Origin of the sequence: Acidisphaera sp. S103 (assembly GCF_009765975.1) — a bacterium.
Lineage (GTDB): Bacteria > Pseudomonadota > Alphaproteobacteria > Acetobacterales > Acetobacteraceae > Rhodopila.
Map to the genome: position 1 here is coordinate 36667 of NZ_LMUJ01000060.1, position 17274 is coordinate 53940.

General features: G+C 63.7%; 16 protein-coding genes. 10 read left to right on the forward strand and 6 right to left on the reverse strand.

The features are described 5' to 3' along the window. The first annotated feature begins 257 nt into the window (after nt 1-257). Nucleotides 258-1580, forward strand: coding sequence for a class I SAM-dependent RNA methyltransferase (locus GSQ89_RS19080; RefSeq protein WP_158928119.1), 1323 nt, complete (start codon nt 258-260; stop codon nt 1578-1580). Nucleotides 1581-1608: 28 nt separating this feature from the next. On the opposite strand, the gene GSQ89_RS19085 is transcribed toward GSQ89_RS19080, so the two are convergent. Further along, nucleotides 1609-3222, reverse strand: a complete 1614-nt coding sequence (locus GSQ89_RS19085) for a GMC family oxidoreductase (protein ID WP_158928121.1) — start codon at nt 3220-3222, stop codon at nt 1609-1611. 116 nt (nt 3223-3338) lie between these two features. Beyond that, nucleotides 3339-4451 carry an acyltransferase gene (locus GSQ89_RS19090; RefSeq protein ID WP_158928123.1) on the reverse strand — a complete coding sequence of 371 codons (1113 nt, stop codon included), beginning with the start codon at nt 4449-4451 and terminating at the stop codon, nt 3339-3341. 52 nt (nt 4452-4503) lie between these two features. Here GSQ89_RS19090 and GSQ89_RS19095 point away from each other — a divergent pair, with 52 nt between their 5' ends. The 5 genes from GSQ89_RS19095 to GSQ89_RS19110 are packed head-to-tail and all read left to right on the forward strand — an operon-like array spanning nt 4504 to nt 7482. Beyond that, nucleotides 4504-4953 carry a molybdenum cofactor biosynthesis protein MoaE gene (locus GSQ89_RS19095; protein ID WP_158928125.1) on the forward strand — a complete coding sequence of 150 codons (450 nt, stop codon included), beginning with the start codon at nt 4504-4506 and terminating at the stop codon, nt 4951-4953. A 31-nt stretch (nt 4954-4984) separates the two neighbouring features. Continuing rightward, nucleotides 4985-6334, forward strand: a complete 1350-nt coding sequence (locus GSQ89_RS19100; protein ID WP_158928127.1) for an aromatic ring-hydroxylating dioxygenase subunit alpha — start codon at nt 4985-4987, stop codon at nt 6332-6334. Continuing rightward, nucleotides 6331-6891, forward strand: a complete 561-nt coding sequence (locus GSQ89_RS19105) for a 3-phenylpropionate/cinnamic acid dioxygenase subunit beta (RefSeq protein ID WP_158928129.1) — start codon at nt 6331-6333, stop codon at nt 6889-6891. Before GSQ89_RS19100 ends, GSQ89_RS19105 begins: the two co-directional genes overlap by 4 nt. Nucleotides 6892-6904: 13 nt before the next feature. Continuing rightward, nucleotides 6905-7081 (forward strand): hypothetical protein, encoded by a 177-nt coding sequence (locus GSQ89_RS38275; protein ID WP_174254897.1) that lies wholly within the window; start codon nt 6905-6907, stop codon nt 7079-7081. Next, nucleotides 7081-7482, forward strand: coding sequence for a hypothetical protein (locus GSQ89_RS19110; RefSeq protein ID WP_158928131.1), 402 nt, complete (start codon nt 7081-7083; stop codon nt 7480-7482). Before GSQ89_RS38275 ends, GSQ89_RS19110 begins: the two co-directional genes overlap by 1 nt. A 264-nt stretch (nt 7483-7746) precedes the next feature. Here the strand turns inward: GSQ89_RS19110 and GSQ89_RS19115 are convergent, their stop codons facing one another. Next, entirely contained in the window at nt 7747-8583 is an 837-nt protein-coding gene (locus GSQ89_RS19115; protein WP_158928133.1) for a TauD/TfdA family dioxygenase, read from the reverse strand. A 108-nt stretch (nt 8584-8691) separates the two neighbouring features. On the opposite strand from GSQ89_RS19115, the gene GSQ89_RS19120 reads away from it, so the two are divergent. From GSQ89_RS19120 to GSQ89_RS19130, 3 genes are read left to right on the forward strand one after another with little or no spacing between them, the layout of a single operon-like run. Continuing rightward, nucleotides 8692-9174, forward strand: a complete 483-nt coding sequence (locus GSQ89_RS19120) for a DUF1499 domain-containing protein (RefSeq protein WP_158928135.1) — start codon at nt 8692-8694, stop codon at nt 9172-9174. 7 nt (nt 9175-9181) lie between these two features. Then, nucleotides 9182-10960, forward strand: a complete 1779-nt coding sequence (locus tag GSQ89_RS19125; RefSeq protein ID WP_158928136.1) for an ABC transporter ATP-binding protein/permease — start codon at nt 9182-9184, stop codon at nt 10958-10960. A gap of 1 nt (nt 10961) precedes the next feature. Next, a complete protein-coding gene (locus tag GSQ89_RS19130) occupies nt 10962-12632 on the forward strand; it encodes a M3 family oligoendopeptidase (RefSeq protein WP_158928712.1) in 1671 nt (556 codons plus the stop codon). Nucleotides 12633-12669: 37 nt separating this feature from the next. Here GSQ89_RS19130 and GSQ89_RS19135 read toward each other — a convergent pair whose 3' ends face one another. Next, the gene (locus tag GSQ89_RS19135) at nt 12670-13533 is read right to left on the reverse strand and encodes a hypothetical protein (protein ID WP_216856272.1); all 864 of its coding nucleotides are present in this window, start codon (nt 13531-13533) and stop codon (nt 12670-12672) included. A 643-nt stretch (nt 13534-14176) separates the two neighbouring features. Then, nucleotides 14177-15088, reverse strand: a complete 912-nt coding sequence (locus tag GSQ89_RS19140) for an SMP-30/gluconolactonase/LRE family protein (RefSeq protein WP_158928140.1) — start codon at nt 15086-15088, stop codon at nt 14177-14179. Nucleotides 15089-15209: 121 nt separating this feature from the next. On the opposite strand from GSQ89_RS19140, the gene GSQ89_RS19145 reads away from it, so the two are divergent. Beyond that, the gene (locus GSQ89_RS19145; protein ID WP_158928142.1) at nt 15210-16181 is read left to right on the forward strand and encodes a zinc-binding alcohol dehydrogenase family protein; all 972 of its coding nucleotides are present in this window, start codon (nt 15210-15212) and stop codon (nt 16179-16181) included. 2 nt (nt 16182-16183) lie between these two features. Here GSQ89_RS19145 and GSQ89_RS19150 read toward each other — a convergent pair whose 3' ends face one another. Continuing rightward, nucleotides 16184-17158 (reverse strand): hypothetical protein, encoded by a 975-nt coding sequence (locus tag GSQ89_RS19150; RefSeq protein ID WP_158928144.1) that lies wholly within the window; start codon nt 17156-17158, stop codon nt 16184-16186. Between the last annotated feature and the right edge of the window lie 116 nt (nt 17159-17274).

Below are 17274 nucleotides of genomic sequence, written 5' to 3' on the forward strand. Positions count from 1 at the left end.
GCAAAATGGATACTTACCAATCGACCTGCTATTCCGCCAGTCGTCCAGGTCGCACATGAGAAAGTGGTATATCTACTGTACGCCTTCATGAAGACATCGACAATTGGATCGCCCTGCCGAAGCCGGACGCCGCGTCGATCGAGACGAGATTGAAACGTGCTCATGTGCTGGATGCGGAGGACCGACCATGAACAACACCGCTGTCGTCACGCCTTGACGGTTCCGTTTCGTCCGTCCTGCCTATACACACTGCCCCAATGGCCGCTCACGCACCCAAACCTTCTCGCCGCAAGCCCCCCGAACCGGCGCAGGTCCGCATCGACCGCGTCGGGTCGGAGGGCGACGGCATCGCCAAGCTCCCCGACGGCACGCCGCTCTACCTGCCGTTCACCCTTCCCGGTGAAACTGTCACCGCCCGCCCGCTGCAATCCCGCGGTGACGGCTGGCACGCCTTCGCCGAAACCATCGCCGACGCCACCGACGCCCGTGTCGAGCCGCCCTGCCGCCATTTTGGCCGCTGCGGCGGCTGCGTGCTGCAACACTGGCGCGACAGCGACTACCGGGCCTGGAAAGCCGGCCTGGTATCCTACGCCCTGCGCCAGGCCGGCTTCGCCACGCCTCCCGACCCAATGCCGTTCGTCCCCGGCCTGCCCGGCGAACGCCGCCGCATCGATTTCGCGGTCCGCCGCACAACCGGCCGCATCATCCTGGGCCTGCACGAACAACGCTCCGCCGAGGTCATCGACATCACCGACTGCCTGGTCCTGCATCCGGCACTGATGGCGCTGCTGGGGCCGTTGCGCGCGCTGCTTCAGGGACTGAATGCGGTGCGACGCGAAGGCTCGATCGTCATCAACCTGCTGGACTCCGGCCCCGACATGCTGCTGCGGACGGATGCGGCCCTGACGCTGGAGGACCGCATCGCCCTGACCGACTTCGCCCGCGATCACGGCCTGCCCCGGGTGTCGCAGACCCTGGGCGGCGACACGCCGGAGACGATCGGGCTGCTCCGTCCGCCCACCACCACGCTATCGGGTGTCTCGGTGCGGCCACCGCCCGGCGTGTTCCTGCAAGCCACTGCCGAGGGAGAGCGCGCCATCGTCGAGGCGGTTCTGAACGGCATGCCCGGCAAGATCACCAGCAAGACCAGGGTGGCGGAACTATACGCGGGCTGCGGGACACTGACATTCGCGCTGGCCGGCAAGGTGCGCGTGGCCGCCTTCGAGGGCGACACGGCCACAATCGGCGCGCTGAAGCAGGCGATCAACCAGGGCGGCGTGGCAGGACGGATCGAGGCGTTTCAGCGCGATCTGGCGCGCCAGCCGCTGTCGGCGAAGGAGTTGAAGGCGTTCGCGGCGGTGGTGCTCGATCCCCCGCATGGTGGCGCCGCGGCGCAAATCGGTCAGATCGCCGCGGCCGGCGTGCCGACAGTGGTGTATGTCAGTTGCAACCCGGCCACCCTATCGCGCGACGCTCGGATGCTGAACGGCGCTGGATACACCCTCGCGGCGGTCACCGTGATCGACCAGTTCCTCTGGTCGGCTCGGGTCGAAAGCGTCAGCGTGTTCCGCCGCACGTAACCGGCCCGGCGTCGTGGGGCAACCCGTCCTACGCCGCCACATCCTCCAAAATCATCGCAGCCGCCTTCTCGCCGATCATGATGCTCGGTGCATTCGTGTTCCCCGCGACGACCGAGGGCATGATCGACGCATCCGCGACCCGCAGCCCGCCCACCCCATGCACGCGCAGCCGAGGATCGACCACCGCGTTCGTTCCAGTCCCCATCGCGCACGTACTGCTGGGGTGATGATTGGAAACCCCGGTCTGCCGCACGAACGCCTCCATGTCCGCGTCGGATTGCGTCGCCGGTCCAGGAGCGATTTCCGCCGCGATATACGGTCGCAACGCCGGCTGTTCGGCGATTGTCCGAACCAGCCTGATCCCGGTCACGACGGCCCGCATGTCGTAATCGGTGCGCAGGAAATCAAACAGGATCGACGGCGGCGCCAGCGGATCCGGACTCGCCAGCCGCACCGTGCCGCGTCCGTCCGGTTTCAGGTGCACCGGGCTTAAGGTGAACCCCGGAAACCGGTGCGAGATCACGCGGTCCCTGGTGCGCTCCAGCGTGCTCCATTCCAGCAGGTTGATCTGCAAATCCGGCCGCTCCAGCCTTGGATCGGACCGCGTGAACAACCCGGCATGAATGCCGTTGCTCGCCATCGGGCCGGAACGGAACAGGCTGTAGCGAATACCCGCGGCGATCTTGCGCGGCCAGGAGTTCTCCAGGTCGTTCAATGTGATCGAGCGGGTGCAACGCCAGCTCATGTAGGTGTTGAAATGGTCGTGCAGGTTGGACCCCACCGCCGGCATGTCGCGAACGACGTCGATCCCCATGTCGCGCAGGTGCTCCGCCGGGCCCAGACCTGAAAGTTGCAGAAGCTGGGGCGACCCGTAGGTGCCGCCGGACACAACCACCTCCCGCCGGGCGGCCGCGATCCTGCGCCCCTCCAGACACGCGTATTCCACCCCCGTCGCGCGGCCATCACTTAAAATCACCCGTGTGGCGTGGGCGCCAGTGCGAATGGTCAGGTTCGGGCGAGACCGGGCGGGGTCCAGATAGGCCTTCGCCGTGCTCCAGCGGCGACGGTTCGATGTGGTGGTCTGGTAGTAGCCGCAGCCCTCCTGCATGGCGCCGTTGAAATCGGGATTGCGAGGGACTCCCGCTTGCTCGCAAGCCGCCAGCACGGCGTCGGTCAGTTCGAACCGCCGCGGCTGGTCGGATACGTTCAGCGGGCCGCCGGTGCCATGATATTCGCTGTCCCCACGCGCCTGGTTCTGGGCTTTGCGGAAATACGGCAGCACCGAATCCCAGTCCCAGCCGGTGCAGCCGCGTTGCCGCCATTCGTCATAGTCGGCGTGGTTGCCGCGGATATAAACCATGCCGTTGATGGAGCTTGTGCCGCCCAAGGTCTTGCCGCGCGGCAGGTACAGCCGCCGATTGTCCAGCGTCGGCTGCGGCGCACTCTCGAACTTCCAGTTCACCCTCGGGTCGATGAAGGTCTTGGCGAAACCCAGGGGAATATGGATCCAGGGGTTGGTATCGGGCGGCCCGGCCTCCAGCAGCAGGACGCTATGGCGGCCGGATTCCGACAGCCGCGAGGCGACCACGGCCCCAGCCGATCCCGCCCCGGTGACGATGAAGTCATAGGTTTCCTGTTGCATTCCTGTCGTCGTCCCCTCCGTCCGCTATCCTGGACCGGGGTCGTCACGACCGGCAAGACCGGCCAATGGGAACGACCTTTGGGGGTGCGATCTGATAGGCAAATAAAGGCCTCGAACTACCGCCGCCGGAAACCGGTGACCGAGCGAACGGCCCGGCGCAAGACGGCTGAACTGCACCAACTCAACCCCAGCGCGCCTGTGAACACCCCGGCCGCCTTGGGAAGCGCCCCGATATCGGCGTCCAGCAGCGCATACTGGCCCCAGACGACGAACGGATAGTGCAGCAGGTAGATACCGTAGGAATTCGCGCTCAAGCTGTCCCAGACCGCGAACCGTCGTTTGAACCTGGCGAATAACGCCACTGCCGCTTGGGTTGCGGCGGCGCAGAACAGCGCCACCGTCACGCCGTACAGCACCAGCCAAACGATACGAGGCACCAGTAAGGGGACATGCAACCGGCAACTCTGCACCGCCAACAACAATACGAACAACGCCGCCGCCAGCACCACCGGCCGCCGCCCCTGGACACGGATCGCCGGCCCGATCGCGACGCCGGCGTAGAAATACCCGGCATAGAGCAATACACGGCTTGCCTGGATCGCGAATGGACCCCACGCGAACCAGCGAGCCGACCCGAACGCCACCAGCAGCGGCAGGTAGGTGGCCAACGACAACGCCGCCAACGCTATAAACGAGACCCCGCGATGCCACGGCCGTGGCCGGATCGCCACGGCCATGACGTCGAAGCCGAACAGGACGGCGACGAACCACGCGGGACCGGCCGGCCACGGCCCATCGAACACGGTCTGCACCCAGAACGCGCCGAAGCCGATCTGAGACCCGGTCATCCGATAGGATGGATAATAGGCCAGCGGCATAACCGTCAGCACGGCCAGCGCGAATGGCAACCCCAGCCGCCGCAGCCGATCGAGTAGATAGGCCGTCCGCCCCTTTCGCCGCAGGCTGGGTCCGACGAACAGGCCAGACAGAAGAAACATCAGCGGCATGAAGTAGCTGTCGTTGAACAGCACGGCGATGTCGAAGCCCACCCAGCGCTGGCTGTCCACGATCGGGGCGCTGGACCAAAGATAGTGCCGCGCATCGAAGTGCCCGAACCCGCAATAGGCGAGCACCGAGTGGTGCAGCACGACCATGACGATGACGAACCCACGCAGGTAGTCCAGGCCGATCAGACGGCCGCCCTGCTCGTTGGGCTGTCGATCCCGCATGCGCTTCGTGCCCCATGACAAACCGGCCACCAGGGTTTAGCGTATTTCCCCAATGGCGCATATCAAGGTCCAGACCGAGGATTTCGACGTCGGCGCGGAGATCGCCGCCCTGACGCTTGGCCGCAGCGATATCGGCGGGATCGGCTGCTTCGTCGGCACCGTCCGCGACAACGGCCAGACCGTCACCGGCATGACCCTGGAACACTATCCCGGCATGACGGAACGCGCGATCGCCGCGATCGCCGACCAGGCGGCGGACCGCTGGCCTCTGCTCGGCTGCACGATCATCCATCGCGTCGGCCCGCTGCGGCCGGGCGACAACATCGTGCTGGTGATCGCTGCCTCCGCCCACCGGCAGGCGGCTCTGGACGCCACTGCGTTCCTGATCGATTGGCTGAAAACCAAGGCGCCGTTCTGGAAGCGGGAAGACCGGACCGGCGGCGACGGCGCCTGGGTGGATGCGCGTGAGGAAGACAACGCGGCGGCGTCGCGCTGGGACTGACGTCGCCGGAACAACAGGGAGCCAAGGCAGAATGACAACAACACTGCCCATCGATCAGATGATCGACACCAAACGCGGCATGATCAGCCGGGAAATCTTCGTTTCGCCCGAATTCCACCGGGAGGAACTGGATAAGCTGTTTACGCGCGCGTGGCTGTTCGTTGGGCATGAAAGTCAGATTCCCAACCCTGGCGACTTCTTCGTATCTCGCATGGGCGAGGAATCCGTCATCCTTTGCCGCGACACCCACGGTGCGGTCCACGTCTTCCTGAACTCCTGCCGCCACCGTGGCATGAAGGTGTGCCGTTACGAGTCCGGCAATACCTCGCTGTTCGTCTGCCCCTATCACTCCTGGAGTTACACCACCGACGGCAAGCTGCAAGGCGTGCCGCTGTATCGCGTGCTGTATGAGGGGCAATTGGACCGTGCCGATTGGTCGCTGATCGAAACTCCCAGACTGCATCGCTACAAAGGCACTGTCTGGGCGTCCTGGGACCCCGACGCGCCCGATTTCATGACTTACCTCGGCGACGCCGTGGATCACCTGGACCAGGTGCTGGATTGCCGCGACGGGCGGCCCGGCGGGTCGGAGGTGATCGGCATCCACAAATGGATTCTGCCGGCAAACTGGAAGTTCGCGGCGGAGAATTTCCTCGGCGACACCTACCACAATCCGTCCCACCGTTCGGTCGACATCATCGGCATCGGCCCCAGTGCTCGGGCTGGCGCGGCAGGAAGACGGGATAACGAATACAACAAGGGCCAGCACATCTGGGTGAACTACCCAGCCGGCCACGGTGTCCACAGCGTCTGGATGCCGGAGGATTTCGACTACCAGCCGTCCTACGCCCAGTACCCCATCGTCGACGAATACTTCCGTCATTGCTTTTACGAACGAAAAAAGCGGCTGGGTGACAAGGCCAGGATCATGCCGTTCACCGGCAATCTGTTCCCGAATACGTCCTATCACGGCCGTCAGCCGCGCGGCCTGTGCGTTTGGCATCCGCACAGCCCGACGGAAACCGAGGCATGGCGTTTCTTCATGGTCGATGCCGACGCACCCGCCGAGGTCAAGGACGTGCTGCGCCGGTTCTACATGCGCTACTCCGGCCCAGCGGGGATGACCGAGCAGGACGACATGGAAAACTGGCTGTACGCCACGAAAGCCAGCACTGGAACGATCGCCCGCCGCTATCCGTTCAACTATCAGCAATCGCTCGCGACGCACGCGCGCGGCGACATGCTGCCCGGCGACGTCAACGTGCAGATCAGCGAACAGAACGCACGTAACTACTATGATGTATACGCTCGATACCTGAAAGGCGACGGCTGGGACTCGTTGCTGGGCAACGGCGACGCCGTCAGGCAGGCCGCGGAATGAGTGACGTGCTCGACAAACCGGTCCGCGGGCTGGCGTGGTTCGCGCTGAAGCAGGAAATCGAGGATTTCCTCTACATGGAAGCCGATCTGCTGGATCAGCGGCTGTTTCGGGAGTGGCTCGACCTGCTGGCGGAAGATTTGGTCTATTTCATGCCGATCCGCCGCAACGTGAAGTTCGGCCAGCATGCGGAAAAGGAAAATACCCGTCAGGGTGAGGGAATTTCGTGGTTCGACGAAGACAAATGGACCCTCGGCAAGCGTGTCGAGCAGATCCTGACCGGGGTTCATTATGCCGAGGAACCGCTGTCCCGCGTTACTCACATGGTCAGCAACGTGCGTCTGCTGGATGTCACGCCATCCGCCGAAAACCCCGCCGAGATCACGGTTGGCTGCCGTTTCCTGGTCTATCAGAACCGCGTCGAGTACGAGACCAATACGTTCGTCGGCCGGCGTATCGATACGCTGCGGCGGCAAGGCGACTCCTGGCTGATCGCCCGGCGGGAAATGATCTTGGAGCAGAACGTCCTGATGGCGAAGAACCTGAGTATCCTGTTCTGAGGGAGCACCCCGAATGATTGTGGTCAGCGACGTCGCGGTCGGCGCGAAACTGGTGATTGCGGGCGGCCTGTTCGCCGAGGTGATCGAGAACATGGGCGACGGCGAATGGTTGCGAGTCCGTATCATGTCCGGTGCTGATTCGGGTGCCGAGGAACTGTGCCACGCGACGGATGTGCTTGAAGTTGCATGATGCGGATCGGGTTCCTGCCGAGCGATTTCAATCCGATGATCCTGATGCTGGGTGAGGCGGAGGATTGCCGGGCGCTGGGTGGGGTGTTGCGGCGGTTCGCCCGCGACGGGGCGGATGTGGTGTTCGGTGACCTCGGATTCTGTCAGGCGGCCGGGGTGGATGTGCGCCTGACGGCCTCTGCCGGCCCCGCGGGTGTGGAACACCGCGAGGGACGTTCGTTTATCTGGCGTGTGCCGCCGGAGATAGCCGCCGGCTTCGCGGAACGGTTGGACGATCTGGCGGAGCCGGGACGGGTCGCGGGGTCGGAAAACCTGGATTGCGGTACCGAAGAGGGGATCGCGGTGAAGGTGTCGCGAGGGGAATATACGGATGATTTTCTGACCGAGAGGTGGAGAACTTAACACGAACATAACGAATGCGAAGTGGGGTCGCGATCGTTCGTCGTCAAGAGGCGGCGTATCCGACGCGGCACTCCCCATCCATCGGTTGTGGGGCGCCAGGATTGCCGCGTCGCTTTGCTCCTCCCAATGACAATTTGGGACAATAACAATTTTGGGCAGTGACAATTGGGGGCTTGGCGCGGTCTCCCCGGCTACAATGAGAATTGCGGCTGTCGTGGACGTCGCAGGACCGGATGAAGGGCGGGGCGACGGGGGGACGCTTTTCTATCCCGCCAGTTCACACCCTTCGACGGTGATCCGGTGCATCAAGCGACGCTCCCCCTGGTAGTCGTTCACCGCATAATGCCAGGTCGAACGATTGTCCCAGAAAGCGATCGAGCCATTCCGCCACACGAACCGGCAGCCGAATTCGGGCTTCACGGCATGGCGGTAGAGGTAATCAAGCAACGGCCGGGATTCCTCGCTGGTCCAGCCGTCGAAGCGCAGGGTGAAACCGGGGTTCACATACAAGGCCTTCCGGCCACTCTCCGGATGGGTGATCACCGCCGGATGCACCGCGTCCTGGACCGCTGCCTCCGGGTTCCGGTAGCGATCCTGCATGTCTGGACGCGCCACACCGAACACGTGGCGGCTGGAGTGGACCCCCCGCAGACTGCTCAGCGTCCGCTTCAATCCGTCCGACAGCGCGTCATAGGCGGCATACATCCCCGAGAATAGCGTGTCCCCGCCGGTCGGCGGCACCTCCCTGGCGTAGAGAATGGACCCCAGCGCCGGAATCTGATCGTAGCTGTGATCGGTATGCCAGCCGCCGCCGATGTTGCGGGTCTGATGCGGCTCCTTCACCACCAGCGCGATCTCAGGATAGCCTTCGGCGTGCGTGAAGAAGCGGTTAATGTTGATGTCGCCGAACTGGCGGGCCAGCCCGATATGCTGTTCGGGGGTCAGCGATTGGTCGCGAAAGAACACCACGCCGCGGTCGGCGAGGGTGTGCCGAATGGTGTCGCGAACGGTGGTGGTCAGCGGTTCGGACAGGTCCACGCCGACGATTTCGGCCCCCACCGCGCCGCCGACCGGATGGATCTGGATCGAATTGCTCTGCATGTCTGCCTCCGTTCGCCAGTCTGCCAGCAAGTGGACGTTTTCTCAAATTGACTTGCCGCCTCCCCGCTTTCCAGGCATCAGAGGTGGAATGACGTCTGCTTACGCCGGATGAACCCGCTGGCCTGGCTGATCGGCCTGGTCCTGCCCGCCTGTGGTTTTCCCGCGGCGGAGGGGTTGCCGACGCCGCCGCCGATGAACGTCACCCATATCGTCCGCCCCGCCAGCCCGAATACCGCACTGGCCGCGCCTGACGGATTTAGCCCGCCGGCCGACATCGTCACGCCCCGCTACAAGGTTCCCGCCGACCAGTTGTTCGTCCTGGTGCGCGACGTCGCGGCCGGCCAGCCCAGGACCTATCAGGCGGCGCTGTATCCCGACCAGCTTCAGGCCGATTATGTCGCCCGTACCGCCGTGCTCAATTTCCCCGACCTGATTATGGTGCAGGTGCTGAAGGACGGCGCGGACAGCAGTGGCCTGATCGTGTATTCGCGTAGCGTCTACGGCCGGTCCGACTTCGGTGTGAACCGCAAACGCGTCGCGGCATGGCTTGCTGCGCTGCAAACAAAAATCCCTTCATCCAGAGAGAGATAACCCGTCCATGCGTGGTATCGGTCCCTTCCTGAAAGACGCCTGGCGGCTCAGCCGGCCTTACTTCGTCACGTCAGAGGAGAAGTGGTCCGCTCGCGGCTTGCTGCTGGGCATCATCGCGATGAACCTGACGATCGTCGGGCTCAGTGTCATCTTCAGCTACTGGCGCCGCGAGTTTTATAACGCGTTGCAGGACAAGGATTGGCGCGCGTTCTTGGAACTGCTGTTCTTCTATCGCCGCACGCCAAGCGGATTCATGCCGGGTTTCAGCGCCTTGGCCGCCATCCAAATCGCCCTGTACGTCTATTCCGTTTACGTTAATCAGTTGCTCCAGATTCGCTGGCGCCGCTGGATGACGCGCGCGTTCCTGGCCGAATGGCTGGCGGATCGCGCGTATTATAACATCAGCCTGACCCGAGCACCCGGCGCGATCGGCACCGACAACCCCGACCAGCGTATCGCCGAGGACCTGAACGATTTCACCTCGATGACGCTCAGCCTGTCTCTCGACCTGCTGTCCAATATCGTCTCGCTGGGCAGTTTCCTCGTTATTTTGTGGGGTCTGTCCGGTACCCTCCTGGTGTTTGGCATACCGGTCCCCGGCTACATGGTCTGGGTCGCACTCGCCTATGCTATCGTCGGCACCTGGGTGACTCACCTCGTCGGCAACCCGCTGGCGCTCCTGAGATTCAAACAGCAACGCGTTGAGGCTGATTTCCGCTATGCCCTGGTGCGCGTTCGCGAAAACATGGAGAGCATCGCACTGTATCGTGGGGAGCAGGAGGAAGCCGTCAATCTGCGCGAGCGCTTCGTCGCCCTTATTGCCAACTGGCGCCAGATCATGACACGGCTGAAGCTGCTGAACTCCTTGGTCTCGGGCTATAGCCAGATCGCGATTATCTTCCCGTACGGTGTCGCGGCGCCTCGCTATTTCTCCGGCGCCATGCAGTTGGGCGGGCTGATGCAGACCGCGGGCGCCTTCGGGTCGGTGCAGGATTCGATGTCGTGGTTTGTCCAATCCTACGCCTCGATCGCGCAATGGCGCTCTATCGTCGAACGATTGGCCACGTTCCATCGTGCCATCGTCCAGGCTCGGGCGGAGAACCATGGTGGCTTCGAGCCTTCGCCGTCGACCGATGGCAACGTCCACCTCGACAATGTCACCATGACCCTGCCGGACGGGACGAAGTTGCTCGAAGGCGTGAACCTGGAACTGACGCCCGGCCACTCGATTGTCATCACCGGGCGATCCGGGTCCGGCAAGACGACGCTGTTCCGTGTCCTGTCCGGCATTTGGCCGTTCGGCACCGGGCAGGTGAAAATTCCACCGAACTCCTTCTTCCTGCCGCAACGTCCGTACGTTCCGTTGGGCACGCTGCGGCACGTGATCACCTATCCGAACGCGATGGATGCGTTCGGCCCGCAGGAGATGGGGCAGGTCCTGCGCGATGTCGGGTTGCCGCAACTGTGCGATCGGCTGGATCACGACGACAACTGGCCGATGCGGCTGTCGATGGGGGAACAGCAGCGTCTCGGCTTTGCCAGGGCGTTGCTGGCGAAACCCGATTGGATCTTCCTGGATGAGGCCACTGCCAGCGTCGATCCCGAGGCCGAAACGGACCTGTACCGTATCCTGAAAGAACGGTTGCCGAACGCAACCCTGGTTTCTATTGCGCACCGGCCGTCGGTCGCGGCGTTCCACGAGAAGAGGATGAACGTCGATCGTCCGGTCGGTGAGGTCGGCACTTTGAAGGAGTCCGCTGTCCAGCCGGAGGCGACCGGTGACTGACATGCCACGCTTTGCCGATATCGCCGAACCGAAGCCGACCGCGGCGGGTTTGGAAGAGGACTATGCCGGCATCGGGGCGATGCTGGATCGTGGGGATCGTGCCGCCGCCCTGGCTGCGTGGGACGGGTTGCGGCGGCGCTATGATACCTGGTCGGCGCTGGTGCATCTGCGGTTCGCGCAGGACACCACCGATGCGGCGGCTCGGGCCGATCGCGATTATGCCGATGCGCTGTCGCCGGAGGCGGCCGACCTGGAAGTCGCGTTGAAGCGGCGCCTGTTGGCGGATGGCGATCGAGCGGGGCTTGCCGCACTGGTGGGCGAACATGCGCTGCGCCTGTGGGACACCGACGTCACCACGTTCGATCCGGCGATCAAGGGCGATCTGGAGGAGGAAGCGCGGGTGACGTCGCGCTACACCGAGTTGCTGGCATCCTCCAAGCTGACGATCGCCGGGCAGACCGTGAATTTGGCTGGTTTGGGCCCGTTCGCCGAAGATACGGACCGCTCGGTGCGGCATGACGCGGAGCGGGTGCGTTGGGACTTCTTCGCGGCGAATGGTGACGAACTGGATGGGCTGTACGACCAACTGGTGAAACTGCGCCATGGGATGGCGGTGAAGCTGGGGTTTTCGACCTATACGCCGCTGGGGTACCGGCGGCTGCGGCGAGTGGATTACGGACCGGACGACGTCGTTCGATATCGGGAACAGGTGGTTCGGCACGTCGTTCCGTTGGTTGGGCGGTTGCTGGAGGCTCGGCGCGCGGAAAATGGCTGGGATCGGCTGCGGTTCTGGGATGAGGCGCTGGTCGATCCGGCCGGCAATCCGAAGCCGGCGGGCGATCACGATGTGCTGGTGGCGGCGGCACAGGTGATGTTCGATGGGATGGACCCCAGGCTGGCGGCGTTCTACCGGCTGATGAGCCAGGGCGGGTTCATGGACCTGAAGAACCGGCCGGGGAAAGCCGGTGGCGGTTTCTGCACATCGTTTCCGACCGCGGGCGTGCCGTTCATTTTTGCGAACTTCAACGGTACGCATCACGATATCGGCGTGTTCACGCATGAGATGGGGCACGCGTTCCAGAACTGGGAAAGCCGCGGATGGGACGGTGTCGATTATCTGTGGCCGACGATGGAGGCGGCGGAGATCAACTCGATGGGGTTGGAATTCCTGTCCTATCCGGGGATCGGGCATTTGGTGGGAGACGATGCGGCCGAGCGGTTTCGGCGGATGCACCTGATCGGGGCGCTGACATTTTTGCCGTATGGGGTCTGCGTCGATCATTTTCAGCATGAGGTTTATGCGCGGCCGGAGGCGTCTCCGGCGGAGCGGCATGCGATGTGGTCCCGGCTGGAGGCTGTTTACATGCCTTGGACGGATTACGGTGATTTGTCGTTTTTGACGAAGGGCGGGCGCTGGCAGGCGAAGCCGCATATTTATGGGTCGCCGTTCTACTACATCGACTACACGCTGGCGCAGTGCTGCGCGATGCAGTTCTGGGTGAAGTCTCGGCACGATTACGCGACGGCGATGGAGGCTTACGTCGGGCTTTGTGGTCGTGGTGGGTCGGCACCGTTCCAGGACCTGGTGCGGTCGGCGGGACTGGTGTCTCCGTTCGCGGATGGGGCGCTGGCGGATGTGGTGCAGGAGGCGACCCGCGTGCTGGGGGTTTAGGCCGGGTCCCCCGGGTCTTCGCGACGCTGGTGCGGAGTCAGGCTGAATTGGATCGCATGAAGCCGGCCAGGTCGCCGGGCTTCATCGGGGGTGGCGTTTTACCCAGGATCACGTCGCTGGCCGCGGTGCTGAGCAGGGCGGCTTTGCTGGAGGCCATGCCGCGCTGCGCCGGCGGGAGATTGGCGATGCCGGCGGAGAATTCGGCGGCGACGTCGGTCATGGCGCTCGCCAGCAGGATTTGCCATTCGCGCTGCGAGATCGGGGGGTCACCGGAGGCCATCGGAGCGGCGGCTGGCACGACCGCGGGCGTGGCCACGGGGGCGGTCGGGGGGATGGGCGGCGCGACGGCGGCGGGGGCCGGTTCGGGTGTTCGCAGGTTGGCCATGGCTTCGGCCGTCAACTTCTGCGCCGCTGCCACGTTCGCCAGGACAGTTGCATCATGGTCCGGATCGAGTGGGGTGGAGGTGGCGATCGGTTTGGCGGTGTCGGGCGGGGCGGCTTGGGATGCGGCCAGCGCTCGGCGGTTCTGATCGGCGGCACGGTTCAACGCGACCGCGTTGCCGCGTAGCCGGAGGGTCATGGAAAGAGACAGGTCGTCGGCCATCGAAAGGCTGAGCGAGCCCAGCGCGGCGAGGCCGCAGCCGATGATCTGGGCGATGGTGATGAGGTCCGTTTGGGAGCGGGCGCGATAGGCGTTGACGGTCTGAATCGCTGCCAGACGGGCGACGTCGATATCGGCGCCGCTGACGGTGAAGAACATCGGCGCGAGAAGGGCGACGACGAGGGCCATCAGAATGTCGTCGGGGCGGAGGGGATTGTCGTGGGGGGTGATGGCTTCGGTCATGCTGCCCGGCTTCGAAAGCCGATGGTTTAGCGTGAGGGTGGGGATTGTGTCAAGCATTATTTCCTATATTTTGGATTTGTGTGATAATAGTCCTTGGCGGCGCATTTGGGATCGTGGCCGGTCTCGGCCCAACCGCTTCGGGGCATCCCTGGCCTGCCAGTGCTGGAAATGGCAGCCGATGGGGGGTTGAGGCATAGGATTCTAAACGCAAATGAGCGCTGATCATCGGAGCAGTGATCTTGCCAACCACGGATGAGTGACAGGGATCGATCCATTCCGGATGATTATGCAGGCGCTTTGATTTGCGTTCATTTTGCTTATTGCATGTATTGCACTAAATTTTTGCCCGGCCCGTCTGGTTTTTGGATGGTCATTTGGCACTTCCTGGCAACAAGCGCTTTGTTTTGCGGCTGACCTTGAGAGCTGCCTACCGGGGACATCGAAGCCGCATCGAGTCGCTGAGCTGGCGCTTTGATCCGCGTTTGTCTCCTGCGGTTGTCCAACGCGCGCAACCCTGCCCGCCGAGCGCGCGAGAAGAACGAAGGTGTTCGGTCTGGAACGAATGGCCTACAGATCTGACTCACCACCACTTCCGTCATGCCGCTGTCGAAACCAGCATCGCAAGGCGTGGATGGCGGGCCTGCGCCCGCCATGACGGGGGTGAAATCCCGCCATGACGGGGGTGATGCGTGGCGGCGGGTTATCCGAAGTTCAGCTTCAGGCCCGGCGTTTCCCACTGCATCACGCCCAGGCGGCCGCTGTCGGACAGGGTGATGTAGGCTGTCCGCATGTCGGCACCGCCGAAGCAGATGTTGGTGGGATAGGTGTCCGGCATTTTCACCGCGCGCACGATGTCACCGCCGGGCGAGATTTCGGTGATGTAGCCGGTGTTCAGCGTCGCCACGGTGATGTTGCCGTTGGCCAGGACCGCCAGGCTGTCGAAGCGCGCGTTGCCGGGCAGGCCGGCGATGACCCGTCCGCTGTGGTGGGCGTGGGGAGCGGGTTTGCGGAGGACTCCGGGGGCCTCGATATCGAAGGCCCACAGGCGGGCGCCTTCGGTGTCGGCGGCGTAAAGGGTCTTGCCGTCGGGCGAGAGGCCGCAGCCGTTGGGGCTGAGGATCGGATGGGCGATTTCGGTGACCTTCGACCCGTCGGGCAACGCGTAGTAGATACCGCCGTGATCACGATGCCGAGCGTAGCGCTTGCCCAGGTCGGTGAAGTAGAAGCCGCCCTGGGTGTCGAACACGATGTCGTTGGGTGCGGACAGTTTGTGACCGCCGACCTCGTTGAAGAGCGTTTTCGCCTCGCCTGTTTTCGGATCGATCCGCTGGACGTAGCCGAACTTATAGTCCGGGTGCGGGGCGACGCCCATCGAGTAGCCCTCGACATATTTGCTGCCGCCGTTGTTGCAGAGGTAGAGCGCGCTGTCCGGGCCATAGGCCAGGCCGTTCGGCCCGCCGCCGCAGCGGGAGAAGACGCTGGTCTTGCCGTCCGGTGTGACCCGGGACAGTTGATTGTTGCGGATTTCCGTCAGGATGACGGCGCCGTCCGGGCAGACAACGGGACCTTCCGGAAAGCCTAAACCGGTGGCCAGGATTTTAACGTCGCTCATGTGGTGTTTCCCCTTTCTCGCGGTTGAGGCAGTGTCGTCCGAATGATGGCCGCGTCAAGCGACACGTGATCGCGAAGATGTGGGGCCGTGAAGATGTGGGGCCGTGAAGGAGTTGCGTGGTATGAAGGCTGTCCGATTCACCCGTCACGGCAAGCCGGACGTTTTGAGCGTGGAAGATGTTCCGGACCCGGCAGCGGGTGACGGCGAGGCGGTGGTCCGGATCGAAGCCGCATCGATCAACCCGAGCGATGTGAAGAACGTTGCGGGCGCGATGGAGCAGACGACGTTGCCGCGGACGCCGGGGCGGGATTTCGCTGGTATCGTGGAAGCGGGACCGGCGTCGTGGATCGGCGCCGAGGTTTGGGGAACCGGCGGCGATACCGGGTTCACTCGGGATGGTTCGCATGCGGAATGCATCGTGATTCCAGTCGCCAGCCTGCGGCGAAAACCGTCGGTGCTGGACTTCGACGAGGCGGCATCGGTCGGGGTGAATTTCATCACGGCCTGGAAAGGGTTGATCGAGGGCGCCGGTCTGCACGCTGGCGAAACAGTACTGATCATCGCCGCCAGCGGTGGCGTCGGCAATGCGGCGGTGCAGATCGCTCGGCGTATAGACGCTCGTATTATTGGAGTCGATCGTCGTGGTCCCCGCCCCGGCGCGGCAATTTCGCAGGCCGGCCTGTCGCTTGTGGCCGATACAGCGGCCATTCCGGAGGCGGTGCGGGAGGCGACGGACGGGTACGGTGCCGATGTCGTGCTGGATTGTGTAGGCGGCGTGATGTTCCGCCATGCGGTGGATTGCCTCGCACCGCGTGGCCGGCTGGTAGAAATGAGCGTGGCCGGGGCCAGGGAAGTGAGTTTCAACCTGGCGGATTTTTATCATAACGAGAGCCGGTTGATCGGCATCGATACGCTCAAGCTGGATCTGACCGCTTCAGCAACGGTGTTGGAGGCGCTACGGCCTGGTTTCGAAGCGGGCGATTACCGCCCTGCCCCGATTGTTCGGCGGCTCGCACTGGATGACGCGGTGGCGGCGTATCAGGCCGTCGCGGGTGGAGAGCAAGGGCGGGTAGTGCTGCGTCCGCGCGAATGACGTTACCAGGCCGTCGCCCGTAACGTTGTCTTTTTCAACTTGGATTCCGTGGTGGTCCACTCTTGATACGACATGAAGCGCGGGGCCAGGAAAACATAGGTGCGTTCGACGACTCTTAACAGGAATTCGTTGAAGTGCTTCGGCGCGGCTTCCCAGTCGGCAAAAACGGCCGTCCAGGCACGATTGGTCCGGAACAGCCAATCCCGTTGACGGCGCAATCCGGCGATCGCGGCCGGTATATCCCGCAGAACCCCCAGGAAGTCGTCGAGACGGACATCGACCTCGTCAAATCGGTTCATGACTTCCTTGATGCCCAGGCGCGCCAGTGACTGGACCTGCTTGAACGTCTCCTGCTGACTGATCGGGACCTCACCGGAATCGATGTGCAGAAGTTTTTCGCGCATATTGGCGATGCCGCGGGTCAGCGGACGGCGCATGGCTTCGATATAGGCCATTTCCTCGCTGATCGAGGCGACGCGTGTGGTGACCTCGGCTTCTTCCATATTGTCGAGCTGGTCCGCGGCGCCGGCGATCGCCTGGCGCAGCCACTCCTGGTTCTTGGGATCGTCTTCCCAGCCCAGGGTGCCGCTGATGGTGACGCGTTTGCCGAGGCGGGCGAAGACGGAGCGCACCAGGTTGTGCCGCACCCGGCTGGCAGCGACGCGGCGGTCCTGGCCGTTGGGCTCCCAGCTCGCCTCGCCGCCGTTGAGTTCGGACGGCAGCTTGTCACCGAGCTTGATGGAGACGACGAATTCCAGGGCTTGCTCGATCAGGGTGAGCATCTGGCCGTCGGGACTGGTGGGGTCGACGCGGAATTCTCGGGCGACGGATTGCAGCGGCAGGACGGCTTCCTGGCTGTCGAGTTGGATCACCATCGATGGAATGCGGGAGCCTTCGCTCAGCCGGAAGACCGGCTCCCCCAGCATGCGGAAGCCCGCATGGGACAGGTAGCAGATCTGGGGGGTGGTCTGGCTCATGGCTCACGATCCGACGGTCGGCGGGGGATCGTGAGGCAATGAGGTTAACGAAGGGTAAATTGGGGGGATGTTTTGGGTTGTGGTGGGGGCCATCGGCGGTTTTTTGGGGGGGGGTG